Annotated in this window: 14 protein-coding genes; 2 read left to right on the plus strand and 12 right to left on the minus strand. The window is 68.7% G+C overall.

Translation table 11 applies throughout. The features are described from left to right. Window positions 1–8: 8 nt before the first annotated feature. From DKM19_RS01260 to DKM19_RS01315, 12 genes are all read right to left on the minus strand, one after another. Entirely contained in the window at window positions 9–833 is an 825-nt protein-coding gene (locus tag DKM19_RS01260) for a glycosyltransferase family 2 protein (RefSeq protein ID WP_110694105.1), read from the minus strand. Next, entirely contained in the window at window positions 830–2,017 is a 1,188-nt protein-coding gene (locus tag DKM19_RS01265) for a glycosyltransferase family 4 protein (RefSeq protein ID WP_110694106.1), read from the minus strand. Before DKM19_RS01265 ends, DKM19_RS01260 begins: the two co-directional genes overlap by 4 nt. Further along, window positions 1,998–3,314 (minus strand): nucleotide sugar dehydrogenase, encoded by a 1,317-nt coding sequence (locus tag DKM19_RS01270; protein WP_110694107.1) that lies wholly within the window; start codon window positions 3,312–3,314, stop codon window positions 1,998–2,000. The genes DKM19_RS01265 and DKM19_RS01270 overlap by 20 nt, the downstream gene beginning before the upstream one ends. After that, the gene (locus tag DKM19_RS01275; RefSeq protein ID WP_110694108.1) at window positions 3,311–4,228 is read right to left on the minus strand and encodes a glycosyltransferase family 2 protein; all 918 of its coding nucleotides are present in this window, start codon (window positions 4,226–4,228) and stop codon (window positions 3,311–3,313) included. The genes DKM19_RS01270 and DKM19_RS01275 overlap by 4 nt, the downstream gene beginning before the upstream one ends. A 198-nt stretch (window positions 4,229–4,426) precedes the next feature. After that, window positions 4,427–5,494 carry a GNAT family N-acetyltransferase gene (locus tag DKM19_RS01280; RefSeq protein WP_239514030.1) on the minus strand — a complete coding sequence of 356 codons (1,068 nt, stop codon included), beginning with the start codon at window positions 5,492–5,494 and terminating at the stop codon, window positions 4,427–4,429. Further along, the gene (locus tag DKM19_RS01285; protein WP_110694110.1) at window positions 5,473–6,384 is read right to left on the minus strand and encodes a glycosyltransferase family 2 protein; all 912 of its coding nucleotides are present in this window, start codon (window positions 6,382–6,384) and stop codon (window positions 5,473–5,475) included. The genes DKM19_RS01280 and DKM19_RS01285 overlap by 22 nt, the downstream gene beginning before the upstream one ends. Before the next feature lies 1 nt (window position 6,385). Beyond that, the gene (locus tag DKM19_RS01290) at window positions 6,386–7,051 is read right to left on the minus strand and encodes a polysaccharide deacetylase family protein (protein ID WP_162641188.1); all 666 of its coding nucleotides are present in this window, start codon (window positions 7,049–7,051) and stop codon (window positions 6,386–6,388) included. Between the two features lie 40 nt (window positions 7,052–7,091). Continuing rightward, window positions 7,092–7,700 (minus strand): class I SAM-dependent methyltransferase, encoded by a 609-nt coding sequence (locus DKM19_RS01295; RefSeq protein ID WP_110705414.1) that lies wholly within the window; start codon window positions 7,698–7,700, stop codon window positions 7,092–7,094. A 332-nt stretch (window positions 7,701–8,032) separates the two neighbouring features. Then, a complete protein-coding gene (locus DKM19_RS01300; RefSeq protein ID WP_110694112.1) occupies window positions 8,033–9,814 on the minus strand; it encodes a DUF4082 domain-containing protein in 1,782 nt (593 codons plus the stop codon). 539 nt (window positions 9,815–10,353) lie between these two features. Further along, window positions 10,354–11,337, minus strand: coding sequence for a 2-oxoacid:ferredoxin oxidoreductase subunit beta (locus tag DKM19_RS01305; RefSeq protein WP_110694113.1), 984 nt, complete (start codon window positions 11,335–11,337; stop codon window positions 10,354–10,356). Window positions 11,338–11,419: 82 nt separating this feature from the next. Continuing rightward, window positions 11,420–13,273, minus strand: coding sequence for a 2-oxoacid:acceptor oxidoreductase subunit alpha (locus DKM19_RS01310; RefSeq protein WP_110694114.1), 1,854 nt, complete (start codon window positions 13,271–13,273; stop codon window positions 11,420–11,422). Between the two features lie 358 nt (window positions 13,274–13,631). Then, a complete protein-coding gene (locus tag DKM19_RS01315; RefSeq protein ID WP_162641189.1) occupies window positions 13,632–15,128 on the minus strand; it encodes a polysaccharide deacetylase family protein in 1,497 nt (498 codons plus the stop codon). Between the two features lie 224 nt (window positions 15,129–15,352). On the opposite strand from DKM19_RS01315, the gene DKM19_RS01320 reads away from it, so the two are divergent. Continuing rightward, the gene (locus DKM19_RS01320) at window positions 15,353–15,724 is read left to right on the plus strand and encodes an NADH-quinone oxidoreductase subunit A (RefSeq protein WP_110694116.1); all 372 of its coding nucleotides are present in this window, start codon (window positions 15,353–15,355) and stop codon (window positions 15,722–15,724) included. Window positions 15,725–15,851: 127 nt separating this feature from the next. Then, the gene (locus tag DKM19_RS01325; RefSeq protein WP_218825804.1) at window positions 15,852–16,334 is read left to right on the plus strand and encodes an NADH-quinone oxidoreductase subunit B; all 483 of its coding nucleotides are present in this window, start codon (window positions 15,852–15,854) and stop codon (window positions 16,332–16,334) included. Window positions 16,335–16,552: the final 218 nt, after the last annotated feature.

A 16,552-nucleotide genomic window follows, 5' to 3' on the forward strand; every position in this document is an offset into this window, starting at 1 on the left:
TGATCCCTTCACCGGCTGCTGACGTCCGTCGCCCACGATACTCGGGTACCGCGCCGGGCGAGCGCCTTGTCCGCGAGCAGCACGGCCAGGTAGCAGGCCGCGTCCAGCGGGCTCACCGACCGCCGCCGGACCAGCACGCCCAGCGCGCCCAGGCCCAGCCTGCCATCGGGGGCGGCGAAGCCCAGCTCGGTGAGCTGGCGGTTGCCCTGCCTGACCCTGACCCTGCGGCGCAGGTGCGCGCGGACGGTCCTGGCGGGCCGGACCAGCGACCTGGCCTCGGCCACCACCGCCCGCTCGGCGGGGGCGAAGTTGCGGTGCACGAGCTCGTCGTCGGCGACCACGTCGGGCATGGGGAAGACCCGTGCGTGGCCTCGCTCGTTCAGCGCGTACGCGCCGACTCCGGCCAGCGCCCGGCGCGGGCCGATCAGCCGGTCGTGCACCCGGTGCACGCGCCGTGCGACCGGACCCGCACCGGCCAGCTCCCAGTCCGGCGAGGGAGCGGCGGCCATCACCCCGGGTTCGGCCAGCGCGGTGGCCAGCGACCGCACCGAGGCGGCGGAGAGCTCCACGTCCGCGTCGAGATAGACGCGGGGGAACGCCCGGCATTCGGCGTCGCCGAGACGCAACGCGTGCGCCTTGCCCGGCACGGCGGTCTCGACCACCCGCACGCCCGCGCGCCTGGCCACCTCGGCGGTCCCGTCCGCGCACGCGTTGGCGACCACCACGACGTCGAACTCGCCCGGCGCGGCACCGGCGAGCAGCCGGCCCAGCGTGCGGCCGAGCACCGCCTCCTCGTTGTGCGCGGGGATCACCACGGCGGCCACCGGCGTCATTCGACGGCGGAATCGTAGGCGGCGATCAGGGCCTTCCTCGAGTGCTCCCAGGAGAGCGGGCCTCGCACCCGGGCCTGGCCGAGCTCACCCATCCTGCGGCGCTCGTCCGGGTCGTCCAGGAGCAGGGCGATCAGCTTGGCGAACTCCGACTCGTCGTTGGCGGGGGCGTACACGGCCGCCTCGCCCGCCGAGACCCGGGCCTCGCGCAGCTCGAAGGAGACGATCGGGCGGGCCATCGCCATGTACTCCATGACCTTGTTCATCGTGGAGACGTCGTTGAGCGGGTTGAGCGGGTCCGGCGACAGGCACACGTCGGCGCTGGACAGGTAACGCACCAGGTCCTCGTCCGGGATGCGCCCGGTGAAGTCCACGGAGTCCTCCAGGCCGAGCTCGCGGGACAGCTCCACCATCGCGTCGAAGGTGTCCCCGCCGCCGACGAAGGCCGCGTGCCAGTCGGTGCGTCCCTGCTCGTCGCGTAATTTGGCCAGCGCCCTGAGCGCGTAGTCCACGCCGTCCTGCGGGCCCATCACGCCCAGGTAGCAGAGCAGATACGGCTTGCCCTTCTTGAGCGACTCGTCCGGCTCGACCTCGTGGAACCGTTCGATCGCGGGCGCGCTACGCACCACGAACACCTTGTCCGGCGACTTGCCGCCCCGGCTGAGCGCGACCTGGCGGTAGCTCTCGTTGGTCGCGATGACCACGTCGGCGGCCCGGTAGGTCGCGCGCTCCATCCGGCAGACCGCACGGTAGAGGAAGTCCTCGCCCCGGTCGAACCGCGACAGGTACAGCTCCGGCACCAGGTCGTGCTGGTCGAACACGAACCGCGCCCCGCGCCTGCGCATCGCCCGGGCGACGAGGAAGAACAGGTCCGGCGGGTTGCACGCGTGCACCACGTCCACCTTGCCGACCCGCCTGGCCAGCCGGTAGGTGTGCCAGAGCGCGGAGCCGTACTCCTTGAGGTAGCCGAGCGGGCCGCCGGTGGCGGCGCGCAGCGGGTAGCGGTGGATCCGGATCCCGTCGATCTCCGCGTACGCCTCGGTGTCCCGCTTGGCGCCACGGGGGCAGATGACGTGGACCTCCCACCCGGCGTCGCGCAGCGCGGTGCTCTCCTGCCACACACGCCGGTCGAACGGTACGGACAGGTTTTCGACAAGAATGAGCGCCTTACCAGCCAAGTCCCACATACCCAGGTCGTTGCCGACGCGCTTCCGCGTCGGGCAGGCGGACGAGGTCGATGATCGCGCGGTCCTCGCTGCCGGCCAGGGCGGTCAGCACCGCCGGGTCCTTGCAGCCCACCACGCACACTTCCGCGTGGTCCAGCACGTCTTCGACCGAATTGCTCAGTAGATCACCCAGATGGGGCAACCTGCCCTCAATGTAGTCGCGGTTTGCCCCGATAAGCCGGGAAAGAGAGACATTCGCGTCGTAGATCCGAAGGTCGTATCCCTTGCCGAGAAGTCGCTCGGCCAGCTCGACCAGCGGGCTCTCCCGCAGGTCGTCGGTGCCCGGTTTGAACGACAGCCCGAACAGCCCGATCTTGCGTTTGCCGGTCACCGCGACCAGGTCGAAGGCGCGCCGCAGGTGCTCCTCGTTGGAGGGCAGCACGTGCGAGAGCAGCGGCACCGCCACGTCGGCGCGCCTGGCCGCGTAGACCAGGCCGCGCAGGTCCTTGGGCAGGCAGGAGCCGCCGAAGGCGAACCCGGGGCGCAGGTAGGCGGCGCTGACGTTCAGCTTGGTGTCGGCCAGGAAGATGTCCATCACCCGGTGCGAGTCCAGCCCCAGCGCGGCGCAGATCGCCCCCAGCTCGTTGGCAAACGCGATCTTCACTCCGTGATACGAGTTATCCGCATATTTCGTCATTTCAGCTACGGCGATGGGGACCCGGAAGACCTCGCCGGGCAGGCCGTCGTACAGGGCCGCCACCCGGTCGCCGCTGGCCGGGTCGAGCTCGCCGATCACGGTCTTGGGCGGGTCGAAGAAGTCCTTCACGCTGGTGCCCTCGCGCAGGAACTCCGGGTTCACCGCCACCCCGAAGTCCACGCCCGCGGTCAGCCCGGACGCCTTCTCCAGGATCGGCACCAGCAGCGTCTCGCAGGTGCCGGGCAGCATCGTGCTGCGGAAGACCACGGTGTGGCGGCCCTCGTGGTCGCGCAGCGCGGCGCCGATCTCCTCGGCCACCCGCTCCAGGTATTCGGTGGACAGGCTGCCGTTCGGCGCCGACGGGGTGCCGACGCAGACCAGCGAGACGTCGCTGGTCCGGATCGCCTCGGCCACATCCGAGGTGGCACGCAACGCGCCCGAGCTCACCACCTCGGCGGTCAGCTCGCCGATGCGCTCCTCGACGACAGGAGCCCTGCCGCTCATGATGAGCTCGATCTTGACGGGGTTCACGTCGACGCCGACGACCTCGTGACCCTGGGCCGCGAGGCAGGCCGCCGACACGCAGCCGACGTAGCCGAGTCCGAAGACGCTGATCTTCACTGTGGTAGCTCCTGGATCCGGCGTGATGGGAGAAGGAGAGCCGCGAGCGCGGCCCTGGCCGTACGGCTGCCCGCGAGCGCCCGCACCGACTGGCCCAGCACGATCGACAGGTAGTAGGCGAGCGAGGCGATCCGCCCCCGGCGGCGGCGGAACAGCCGCACCTTGTTCACAATGAGAAGAGCGGCGAGCATCGGGTTGGTCCCGGACTCGCCGCCGACATGTTCGATGACGGCCTCGGGTTCGTACCACAGCGACCAGCCGAGGTCGGCGGCGCGCAGCGCGTACTCGGTCTCCTCGCTGTAGAGCAGGAACGACTCGTCCCAGGGACCGAGTGCTTTGATCGCCTCGGCGTTCAGCAGCATCGCCGCGCCGGTCGCCCAGGCGAACGTGCCCGGCTGTTCGTAACGCCGGGGGTCGGTGATGACCTCGCCGAAGGCTCCGATCCTGCCGGACAGGGTGCCGCCGATCACCGCCTCGGCGAACGCGCCGTGCACGGTCGGGGCCCGTCGCAGCGACGGCTGCAGCGTCCCGTCCGGTTTGGTCAGGCGCGGTACGGCGATGCCGCGCCCCGGCACCCCGAGCGTCCCGGCCAGTACGGCCAGCGCACCCGGATGCATCTTGCAGTCGGGGTTGAGCACGAGCACGGCGTCGAGCTCGGACAGGTCCAACGAGGCGACTCCGGCGTTGATGGCGGCGGCGTACCCGGCGTTGCGGCCCGTCTGCACGATCTCCGCGCCCGCGCCCTTGGCGATCCGCACTGATTCGTCCTGCGACGCATTGTCGGCCACCACGACGTTGGTGAGGTTCACCCCTCGGGAGCCTTCGGGCAGCGCGCCCAGGCACTCGGCCAGGACGGCTGCGCTGTTGTATGTCACGATCACGATCGCAATGCGTGCCAGCCCGAAAATACTCATCTTCAAAGCGGTCTGCCCTTCGTCGTACAAACAGGGCAGCGGGCAATTCCCTCGCGCAGCCCCCGATCCACGTCCTAATGTCGTCCGAGGCGTGTGGAACGTTACCAATGGCGGCTTTCCCGAATCACCCTTTTAAGGGAAATCTGCTAAACGCCTGGTCAGCGCCCATTGGATATCTTTTCTGTGACCGGTCGGTTTCTATCGGTTTCTGAACCGCCTGACCGACCGCAGGAGGGCGGGCCCCACCGCCGATGATCTTACCGTGGACACCAGCGACTCCCGCGTCCGGCGCAGCAGCAGCCTGGCCCGGTTCCGGGTGACCAGGCCCTGGGCGACCATCGTCTCGCCGGTCTTGGCCCGCCGTTTGTACTCGTCGTCGCCCCGGCCGAGATCGATCCGGGTGATGCCCATCTCGGGTGCGGCGGCGATCAGCTCGCGGAGGAGCATCCAGCCGGGCGCGAGGTTGCCGAACGCCGGATCGTAGACCGGGAACCACCAGTGCAGCACGCCGCCGGCCCGCATGCCGAAGTGCGCGGCCAGCAGGTGCGGCCCCGCGTGCAGGGTGGACAGCACGCCGCCGAAGGAGGTGTCGCGGGTGTGCATCAGCCGCGTCAGCAACTCGGCCCTGCCCGGTTCGGCGAAGTAGTCCAGGGCCCCGGTGGCCTCGTACTGGGCACGCTTGAGCTCGATCACCCTGGCCAGCGACTCCGCGTCGACGGCGTCGGCCGCGAAGCGCACCTCTCCGTGGACGCGGCCCGCCTTGGCCGTACGGCGGCGGGCCTGCCCCATGTTGTCCTTGCCCGAGCGGGAGGCCCGGCCGAGGTAGCCGTCCAGGCCGCCGGTGACGTCGATGAACGGAGAGGGCCGCCGGGAGAGGATCCACGGCTCGGCTTCGGCCAGGCCGTCCACCAGGTGGTCGAACGCGAACGCGCGCACGCCGCCGGTGAGCAGGCCGCGGGGGTCGAACGTCGTGCCGGGGGCCAGAATCGGGCCCTGGAAGTCGGCGCCCGGCCAGCCGACCGGTCGCAGCGTCGAACCGTCCCGGTGGCAGGGCAGCAGCGCGGTCACCTCGCCGTGATCCTCGTGGTTCTCACGCTCCACCACGACCTGGACGGGGTTCGACACGTGCACCGCCGCTGCGAAGCCGGGGTGGAAGTACGGGCTGTCCAGCAGCGGGTTCTTGGCCCGGAGGGCGTGCCAGGCGTCCAGCTCCGCGCCGGAGAGGTCGGCGAAGTCCTTGATGATCATGTGGGTAGCGTCGTCCACCGCCGGGACGGTCGCAGCAACCAGACCACCGACTTCTGGGAGACCTTACGCCCGGCCGCGGCTCGTACGGACTCGCCGAGCAGGACCGCCAGGTAGTACGCCGCGCCCGCCAGCGGACCGCGGCGGCGACGGAACAGCTTCACCTTGTTGACCAGCAGCAGCGCGGCCAGCGTCGGGTTGACGCCCGAGTCGCCGCCGATGTGCTCGATCAGCGCGTCCGGCTCGTACCAGAGCGACCAGCCGAGGTCGGCGGCCCGCAGGGCGTACTCGGTCTCCTCGCTGTAGAGCAGGAACGACTCGTCCCACGGCCCGACCGCGCGGATCGCGGGCACCGAGATCAGCATCGCGGCCCCCGTCGCCCAGGCCACGGGGCCGGCCTGCTCGTACGCGCGCGGATCGGTGATCAGCTCGCCCAGGCGGCCGATCCGGCCCGCCCTGTCGCCACCGATGACCGCCTCGATCACGGCCCGGCCCACGGTCGGCATCCGCCGCAGCGACGGCTGCAGCGACCCGTCGGGGTTGACCATCCGGGGCACGGCGATGCCCACGCCCGGCCTCCGCAGCGCCGGGGTGAGCGTCGCGATCGACTTGGGGGGCAGGCGGCAGTCCGGATTCAGCACGTACACCGCGTCGAGCTCGGCCAGATCCAGCGAGGCCACGCCCGCGTTGATCGCGGCGGCGTACCCGGCGTTGCGGCCGAGCCGCACGACGTCGGCGCCCTCCCCGGCGGCGATCTGGGCCGAGTCGTCCCTGGAGGCGTTGTCGGCCACCACAACGGCGCTCAGCTCCACACCGTCCGATCCCTCCACGAGGGAGGCCAGGCAGCCCGAGAGCACGTCGGCACTGTTGTAGGTCACGATGACGACCGCGACCCTCGGAATATCGCGCATCTCAGCCGCGTACTCGCTTGACCGTCCGGCCGGCCAGCTTCCTGGCCATCAGCACCGGCGAGGGAGGCACGTCGAGCAGTCCCCGAGTCCACTCCGCGTCCAGGTCGCGCACCAGGCTCGTGCGCGGCTGCAGCCAGGTCCCGAGCCGGGCCTGGCCGCCGTCGCTGGTGTAGGCGCGGGTCACCCCGGCCCGCCGCAGGCGGCGCAGCACATGCCGGTCGTAGGAGCCGAACGGGATCGCCACCCGGGACACCGGCCGCCCGGTCAGCTCGGTGAGCGTCCGGTGTGACTCGGTCAGCTCCTCCTCGGCCTGCCGGTCGTCGATCCACCGCCAGTCCCGATGCGACCAGCCGTGGGAACCGACCCGCATGCCCGCTCCGATGAGGCGGCGCACGTCGTCCGCGGTCAGCCGTCCCGGCTTGCCGAGCAGCCCGGCCAGCACGAAGAACTCGGCGGTCAGGCCGCGGTCGAGCAGCCGGGGCAGTGCGATCGCGACGTCGGAGGTGTTGCCGTCGTCGAAGGTGACCCGCACGTCGTCGCGGCCGACCACGGCGTCGAGCACCCGCTCGAACTGCTCGATGCTCACCCAGGTGCCGTCCTCGCACGGATCGAGCTCCCGCTCGGCCGGTCCGATTCCGTGCACCGTCAGGTTGATAACCCTCCCCACGCGCGCCATGCCTCTTTTATCTAGGTGTGTACGGGTTCCGTTACGCGGTTATCGAATAAATTCGCGTCGTTCCGAAAATGTCGGTTTCGGTTGCCCGGCCCCGGGTGATCGTACGGAGATGCCGGAATCGGCCGGTGCCCAGCAAGAACGGCTCTTCGACCGGGTTGAAGTAGATGACCTTGACCGGGCGCGGGCTGCGGTCCACCGAGGCGAGCAGGTTCGTGATCGCGGCCGCGAAGATCTCACCTCGGAACGGGTTGTTCAGGAAGACCACGGTGACGTCGTCCGGGATCCGGTAGTCGAGCACGTCGGATTGGACCAGGTCGACCCGGTCGCTGCGGACCCGGAGCCGGGTCGACGCGAGGTTGGCCCGGGCCACCTCGGTCAGCTCCTCCGTCAGCTCGACGCCGATCACCTTGCGGAACGGGAAGCGGGCGGCGGCCTCCAGCACCATTCGGGCCTTGCCCGAGCCCAGATCGACGAAGACGTCGTCGGCGCAGACCTCGTGCGCCGGGAGGGCACGCCGGAGGGTGCCCCAGTTGGCGGGCGAGTAGTAGACGCGCTCGTGGTGGGCCAGCCCGAACTGGTCGAGGTGGGCGAACTCCGAGGTTTCGACGCCGTAGCGCCGGTCGAAGAGCAGGCGGCTCATCCGTTGGCGGGCCGACCGGATATTGCCAACCAGTAAACCGCTGAATGCCCCGCCGACCTCTTCGGTGGAAAGCTCCAGAAAAGGGACAGCATCCAGCAGAACGGTCACTTCGCCTCCACGAATCGGCTGGAACGATGCAGAGAATCTACCGCTGTCGCGCGGTGCGCGACAGCGGTAGCTCCATGAATGTCCCTGTCCACGAGTAAATCGGGGCCGATCTTAAATCAGGACGTAATCCCGTTATTGGCTGACCTGTTGCTATCTCGCTGCGTTCGTCCTCGAGAATCTCTCGATCGCCGAGGACGAACGCGACCGGACGGCGTCGCCCGTGGCTACTTGGGACAGGGCAGCGGTCCGACGGTGGAGGTGACGTTGTAGTCGTTGTCGATGGTGACCAGGGAGTTGCCGGACCAGTCGGTGTTGGCGCAGTCGATCGAGGCCGGGCCGTAGTTCCACGAGTCGGCCACCACGGCGTTGTTCCGGGCGACCGCGCCGGGCGCGGTCCTGATCTGCACCGTGTACGTTCCGCCGATCAGCAGGTTGTCGGTGACCGTGACGCCCTGGGTGCGGTCGACCAGGAAGACCGGGGCGGTGTGCGACGGAGCCTTGCGCTGGTCGACCGTGTTGTGGTGGAAGGTGAGGTTCTTGCTGGCGCCGACGGTCTGGATGCCGTCGGAGTGGTCGCCGGGGTTGCTGCACAGCAGGACGTAGGAGTCCTGGATCGTCACGTTGTCGCCGGAGACGCTGAATCCGTCGCCGTGGCCGCGGATGTGCACCCGGGTCGCGGTGAAGTCGGCGTCCAGGATGCCCGGCGCGGTGTCGCAGCGGTTGGTCGGGCCGATGGTGGAGTCGCTGACGGTGAAGGAGTAGCGCTTGTTGTCGTAGACGCCGATGATCTGGCCGTCGATCTGGCTGTTGGTGATCGTGACGTTGTCAGCGGTGATCAGCAGACTGCCGGGTATGTGCACGGCGTTGAGGACGGTTCCGGGCTGGGTGATCCGGACCGAGTCGCCGTCCATGTTCAGCTTGAGCTCGGTGAGCTTCGTGCCGGGCGGCACGCCGGTGCACGCCGGGGTCGGATAGCCCGCGCAACCGCTGCCTCCACCGGGAATCGGGGAGAGCGTCGGGCCCGGAGAGAACGTCGGGCGTGGGGAGAACGTCGGGCCGGTGCTCCGCGTGGGTGTCGGGCTCGGGCTCGGAGTGGGGGTCGAGTCGGGTGCCTGGCTCACACTCGGGTCGGCGCTCGCGGTGGGCGTCTGGCTCTCCGTGTCCGTCTGGTCGGAGGGGGTGTCCGGGATCGCCGTGGTGTCCGGGTTCGCCGTGGCGTTCGGATCCACCGTGTCGATCGGGGGCTCCGACGGCCGGGGCCTGGGAGGCCTCGTGTTCCACGGGTTCGGATCGCGGTCACGCCAGCGGAAGATGACGTCCACCCAGTAGTTGTAGCCCTTGGGGTTCGACTGGCGGGGGAACCTGCTGTCGCCGTATCCGAAAACCCCGGCATTGCGGGACGCCGTGTTCAGCGGGCCCGAGCGGGCGGAGGTGAAGCCCCTGCTGCCCACGTAGGTGCCGTTCTTGCTGTGATAGGAGACCGTGTAGACCTGATCGGCCTGGAGTTCCACGGGCTCGGCGAAGCGGGCCTCCTGCCAGCCGGACTCGCTCTCCTCGTCGAACCTGACGCTCGCCAGCCGCTGCCCGTCCGCGTTCCACAGGCTTCCGACGTGCCGGCCCTTCTCGCCCTCGGCCTTGTAGAACCGCACTCCCGCCACCGAGCCGTTCTCGGTCGGGGTGAAGCGCATGCCCAGCTCGACGGGCGCGCGGTCCGCGTGTTTCGGGACGTTCACCTCGGTGGTCGTGGACCAGAAGCTCGTCTCTCTGGGCGCCTGCTCCTCGAAGGGCTCCTCGGTGAACTCGGAGGGCTCTTCGGTGAATTCGGGCTGGTCCACGGCTGCCTGCTGCACGGTGACGGTGTCACCCGTGACGATCCAGGCCACCGGGACGGATGCCGCCAGCAAGGCCAAGGTCAGAGCCGGTAGGAGACTCCGGCGTGCTCGCCGGCGGCTGGGTAACCTGCCCTTGGCGTCGCCGCCGGGGTCTTGCGGGTTTGTACTGGCCATTTCGCTGACCTCCGCGCCGATGGGGATCGGCTCGATAATGTGTCTGTTTTTGCCCTTGTACAGAGGTCATTGTTACGGCTGGGACCCCGGATACGCATCGGCTTCGCGAGTATTAGCCCTTAAATGTCGCCAAATATCGACTTTATGTCTACGCCGCTTCTTGATATTCCCATGATGAATGATCGCTAAGTCATTGTCGGCAACCGAGATTCACACCGGGGCAACCGCGCGGGCATCCGGCTCGTCCTCGTCTTCGTCGCGGAGCAGGGCTCGCCCGGCGAGGTCTGCCACATCGCCCATGCGGCAGGCCGGTCGGCGTCGAGCTCACCACCCGGCCGCTCGCTGCCTGCGGCGTCGGCTGGGCCGTCGGTACGCAGGACTCTGAAACCGGGATCGACCCGCATACGGGACGGGACCGGCGGGTCCGGCAGGACAAAGGGGTCTCCGGCTCTCCACCGTGAGGCGCTTCCCCGGTTTTCGGCCGTGGAACAGAAAGGCCGGAACCCCGCAGGGCCCCGGCCTCTCCGTCGATCGGTCGATCAGTCGATGCGCCAGGTGTCGCCGGCGAGCAGCAGGTCGTCCAGGTCGCCCGGGCCTCGCTCGTCGATAGCCTCCTCGAGCTGTTCCGCCATCAGTTCGTCGTAGGACGGGCGGTCCACGCTACGGAAGACGCCGATCGGAACGTGGTCGAAGGCGGGCTCGTCCAGCCGGGACAGCGCGAAGGCCAGCGACGGGTCGGCGCGGTGGGCGTCGTGAACGAGGATCTCGTCCTCGCTCACCGACGACCTCGGGACGACCTCGATGCCGCCGTCGGCCGCACGCCGTACCGCCTTGGAGGCGGAGGCGATCGGCCGGCCGTGCTCCAGGCGCAGCGTGATGTCGTCACGCTGGGCCGGGTCCTTCAGCTGCTCGAAGGCGTTGTCGTTGAAGATGTTGCAGTTCTGATAGATCTCTACCAGGGAGGTGCCCTTGTGCTCGACGGCCTCGCGCAGCACCGACTGCAGGTGCTTGCGGTCGGAGTCGAGGGTCCGGGCCACGAAGGAGGCCTCGGCGCCGATGGCCAGCGAGATCGGGTTGAACGGCTTGTCCAGCGAGCCCATCGGGGTGGACTTCGTGATCTTGCCGATCTCCGAGGTGGGGGAGTACTGGCCCTTGGTCAGGCCGTAGATCCTGTTGTTGAACAGCAGGATGTTCAGGTTGACGTTGCGGCGCAGCGCGTGGATCAGGTGGTTGCCGCCGATGGACAGCGCGTCGCCGTCACCGGTGATCACCCAGACCGACAGGTCGGGGCGCGAGGAGGCCAGGCCGGTCGCGATCGCCGGGGCACGGCCGTGGATCGAGTGGAACCCGTAGGTGTTCATGTAGTACGGGAACCGGGAGGAGCAGCCGATGCCCGAGACGAACACCATGTTCTCGCGCTTGAGGCCGAGTTCGGGGACGAAGGCCTGGACCGCGGACAGGATCGCGTAGTCCCCGCACCCCGGGCACCAGCGAACCTCCTGGTCGGTCTTGAAGTCCTTCATTCCGAGTTTGATATCGGACTTCGGGACCAGGGACAGTCCCCTGCCGTTGGCGACGGCTTCGTGGGGAGCGGACAGGTCAGCACTACTCACTGTCGATCACGTCCTGAATCACGCCGGCGAGTTCTTCGGCCTTGAACGGAAGCCCGCGCACGCGGTTGTAGCTGATGATGTCGACCAGGAAGCGGGCGCGGAGCAGCAGCGCGAGCTGGCCGAGGTTGATCTCGGGGAGAAGCACCTTGTCGTAGGAGCGCAGAACCTCTCCGACGTTGGCGGGCAGCGGGTTGAGGTGCCGCAGGTGAGCCTGGGCGACCTTGCCGCCGGCCTTCCTGATCCTCCGTACGGCCGCCGCGATCGGGCCGTAGGTGGACCCCCAGCCGAGCACCAGCACGCGGGCGTCCCCGTCGGGGTCGTCCACCTCCAGCGCCGGGATGTCGTTGGCGATCCCGTCGATCTTGGCCTGGCGGAGCCGGACCATCCGATCGTGGTTGTCGCCGTCGTAGGAGATGTTTCCGGTGTCCTCGGCCTTCTCGATGCCGCCGATCCGGTGCTCCAGACCGGCGGTGCCGGGAATCGCCCAGGGGCGGGCGAGGGTCTCGGGGTCGCGCTTGAACGGCAGGAAGGTCACGCCGTCCTCGTGGTTCGGCCCGCCGGCGAACTCGGTGGAGATGTCCGGCAGCTCGGCCGCGCTGGGCAGTTTCCACGGCTCGGAGCCGTTGGCCAGGTAGCCGTCGGAGAGCAGCATGACCGGCGTGCGGTACTTCACCGCGATCCTGACCGCCTCCACCGCCGCGTCGAAGCAGTCGGACGGCGTGGCCGGCGCCACGATCGGCAGCGGGGACTCACCGTTGCGGCCGAACATGGCCATGAGGAGGTCGGTCTGCTCGGTCTTGGTGGGCATGCCGGTGCTGGGGCCCGCGCGCTGCACGTCCACGACGATCAACGGCAGCTCGGTGGTCACGGCCAGGCCGACGGTCTCGGCCTTCAGCGCCACGCCCGGCCCAGAGGTCGTCGTGACGCCCAGGGCTCCGCCGAAGGCGGCCCCGAGCGCCGCGCCGACGCCCGCGATCTCGTCTTCGGCCTGGAAGGTGCGGATGCCGAACCGCTTGTGCTTGGACAGCTCGTGCAGGATGTCGCTCGCCGGAGTGATCGGGTAGGACCCGAGGAACAGCGGCAGCTTCGACTGCACCGAGGCGGCGATCAGGCCGTACGCCAGGGCCTGGTTGCCGGAGATGTTGCGGTAAACGCCGGGGGCCAGCTTGGCCGGCTTGACCTCGTAGGAGACCGAGAAGGACTCGGTGGTCTCACCGTAGTTCCAGCCCGCCTGGAAGGCCGCGATGTTGGCCTTGGCGATGTCGGGCTTCTTGGCGAACTTGTTCTCGAGGAACTTGATCGTCGCCTCGGTCGGCCGGTGGTAGAGCCAGCTCAGGAGCCCGAGGGCGAACATGTTCTTGGACCGCTCGGCGTCCTTCTTGGACAGCGAGAAGCCTTCGAGGGCCTTGACCGTCAGCGAGGTCAGCTGCACCGGGTGGACCCGCCACTCGGCGAGCGAGCCGTCGTCGACGGGGCTGCCGTCGTAGCCGACCTTCTGCAGGTTGCGCTTGGTGAACTCGTCGGTGTTGACGATGATGTCGGCACCGCGCGGCAGGTCTCCGAGGTTGGCCTTCAACGCGGCCGGGTTCATCGCGACCAGGACGTTGGGCGCGTCGCCGGGGGTCAGAATGTCATGGTCGGCGAAATGCAGCTGGAAACTCGACACACCCGGAAGCGTTCCTGCGGGAGCGCGGATCTCGGCGGGGAAGTTGGGGAGGGTCGACAGGTCGTTGCCGAACTCCGCGGTTCCCGCCGTGAAGCGGTCACCGGTCAACTGCATGCCGTCGCCGGAGTCACCGGCAAATCGGATGATCACGCGGTCGAGTTGCTGAACCTGCTTGGTCACAGCTCAGTCCTCCTCGACGCGACAGGGCGCCGTTGCTGATAGCACATTCTTTTTTCCATGCTAGATCCTCGGGGTCACGCGTAGTCTTTCGCGTTCCACTCGGCGGAGAGGAGAGTGACATTTGTCGCACGTTCTCGGCGACCGCTGAGGTGGAGTCTGGGGCGCGAACGGTGCGGCCATTCCATGGCCTACCTGAAGGTCACGATCGCGAACAGTTAGCCCGACACAACCCGGCGACAAGCCGGCACAGGTCTATGTGCAGGCGGCCGAAAAGGACAGTTAGGGTCACGTTGCCTAACTATATGTCCCGCATACGGGCCGGTCTCATCACCTCTGGCTATGGACCCATAGCCAGAGGTTATGGCATCGCCTGCCTGTGGAGGGCGGAGGAGGTGCTCGCGGAGTCATATGTCCTGCCCGCCAGGGCTCCCCGAGCACCATACAACTCCGGAACGGTGACAAAGGTGTATCCCTCGGCCGTCAGACGCCGCAGGATCTCGGGAGTGGCGTCGACGGTCGCGCCGTGAACATCGTGCAGGAGGATGATCGCGCCGGGGACGGCTCTGGAGACCGTCCGGTCGGCGATGGCCCGGGGGTCCGCGTCGCGCTCGTCCTGGGTGTCGACGTTCCAGCGGATCACCGCGAGGCCCAGGGTGCCCGCGATGGAGGTGACCTGGGTGTCGGTCGCGCCGTACGGCGGGCGCATCAGCGTGGGAACCTGCCCGATCGCATGGGTGATCTCGCGCTGCGTGCGGACGAGCTGGTCGGCGATCTCGATGGGGGACATGGCCGTGAGGTCGCGGTGGGACCAGGTGTGGTTCGCCGCCAGGTGCCCCTCGTTCCGCATCCGCTGGAGCAGTTCGGGATGGGCCGCGGCGTTGGAGCCGAGACAGAAGAAGGTCGCCCTCGCGTTGTGGTCGGCGAGGATGTCCAGCAGCCGTCCGGTCTCGGGCCCCGGTCCGTCGTCGTAGGTCAGCGCCACGCACTTGGCCTTCGCGCAGTCCACACTGCCGGTCAGGGAGCTCGCGGCCCGGGGCTTGGCCGTGTTCTCCGCGTCGATGGACTCCTTCGGCGCCGACGCCGCGGCCGCCGGCTTCGTGGCCGCCCGCTGGGCCCGTAGCCCGGACGCCGACAGCAGTGTGTCCGCCTGCGCGTGGGACAGGGCGACCGCCACCCGGCCGAGGGACTCCGGTCCCACCTGACGGTCGTCGAACTCCACGACGAGCTCGCCGCGGGGGTTGAAACCGAGGGAGTCGAACATCTTCGGGTCCGGCCTGACCGAGGAGGGATTCGTCTCCGGTCCCCGCTGGGCCAGCTTGACCCTGACGAGGGCGGCCAGCGTGTTCAGCGCGGCCTTGTCCTTGAGCAGGCCGGTGGAGTCCAGGGCGCGTTTTGAAGTCCGGTCGTACCAGATCGTGGTCCGGGCCTCGGACCAGCTGGATCCCGTGGACGCCCCGAAGCGCAGCCGTACGCCGACGGCCTCGGGGGACACGGCGGAGAGTTGCCATTCCACGTTGAACTCGGGAGGGGGCAGGACGCCGGCCACGCTGCCGCTCCCGGGATCCCGGGGGTTTCCGGTGCTCCGGGCGGGCACGGTGGACTCGGTGAACCTGTTGAGCTCCTCGTTCACCGTCCTGCGAAGCTTCTCGTTGAGGAGGGGGGCGTCGGCCAGGGAGGGATAGACGACGTGCACGTGCCGGGTGTCGAGGTCGCCTTCCGACATGGTCTGGGTGCTCAGGCCGGAGACCTGGGAGGGGTCCACGTAGTCGATCAACGTGGGTTCGGAGGGGATGGGGCCTTCCACGCCGGGAGAGGTGCTGTTTATGCCACAACCGGCGACCGCTGCGGCGATCAACGCGATTCCTCCCAAGACTCGGGCTTTAGGCATAGATGTCACACTAAACGTGGGTTGATCCCATTTGCTCTGTTTTGGGGTTAAGTGGGCGCAGGCTTTAGCGGCGCGGCGGTTTGGCGAATCCGGCGGGTGACGGGGCCGGTGGATGCTGCTAATACTGCTAGTAGCCGACGGGCGGAGCGGGAGACCTTCGCGCGGCCGGGGCCTTCCTGAGAGGTGGAGCCATGGGCGGATATTTCAGCTCTTATGCGGCGGTCCTCGTGCTGTTCGCGATTGGCCTGGTGATCGTCGCGGGGGCCCTGTCCGTCAACCGGCTCCTCCGTCCGAGCCGCCCGACCCCGGAGAAGCTGCTCAGCTACGAGTGCGGCGTCGACCCGGTCGGCGGCGACTGGGCCCAGTCACAGGTCCGTTATTACGTCTATACATACTTGTACGTGGTGTTCGCGGTGGACGCGGTCTTTCTCTTTCCCTGGGCGACGATCTTCGCCGCGCCGGGCTTCGGGATGACCACCCTGGTCGAGATGTTCGTCTTCCTGGGTTTCATCGCGCTCGGGATCCTGTACGGCTGGCGCAAACGCGTGCTCACCTGGACCTGAGGGTCCGGACAGGTGGACGTGGACCTGAGGGCTCGGGCAGCCGGGCGAACGTGGACCTGTAGAGCCCGGGCGGCCGGGCGGACGCGATCGACTCCGAAGGAGAATACGGGCCATGACGGATCTCCCGATGCCCACGCTGGGGCCGGTCTCGCGGCTGGCCCCCAAGCCCATGCGCTTCATCCTCAACTGGGGGCGCCGCTACTCGCTGTGGGCGTTCAACTTCGGCCTGGCCTGCTGCGCGATCGAGTTCATCGCGACCTCGATGAGCAGGCACGACTTCATCAGGTTCGGCGTCATCCCGTTTGCCAACGGCCCGCGGCAGGCGGACCTGATGATCGTCTCGGGTACGGTGACCGACAAGATGGCCCCCGCGGTCAAACGGCTGTACGAGCAGATGCCCGAGCCGAAGTATGTGATCTCCTTCGGCGCCTGCTCCAACTCCGGCGGCCCCTACTGGGACTCCTACTGCGTGACCAAGGGCGTCGACCAGATCATCCCGGTGGACGTCTACGTCCCGGGCTGCCCGCCCCGGCCCGAGGCCCTGCTCCACGGCATCATGATGCTCCAGGAGAAGATCGCCGCCGAGAACATGGGCGAACGGTATGCCTGATCCCGGCGCGCGGATCCCGACGCCCGAGTTCCTCCGGCCGGACCCGATACCCGGGTCCCTCCGGCCGGACCCGATGCCCGAGCCCCGTCGGCCGGACCCGATGCCCGAGCCCCGTCGGCCGGACCCGATGCCCGAGCCCCGTCGGCTCGATTCCCGATCCCGATATCCGAACCTGACTCCGATGTCCGATCCTGATTCCTGAATCCGATGTCCGATCC

It is taken from the genome of Streptosporangium sp. 'caverna', assembly GCF_003203775.1.
Taxonomy (GTDB): domain Bacteria; phylum Actinomycetota; class Actinomycetes; order Streptosporangiales; family Streptosporangiaceae; genus Streptosporangium; species Streptosporangium subroseum.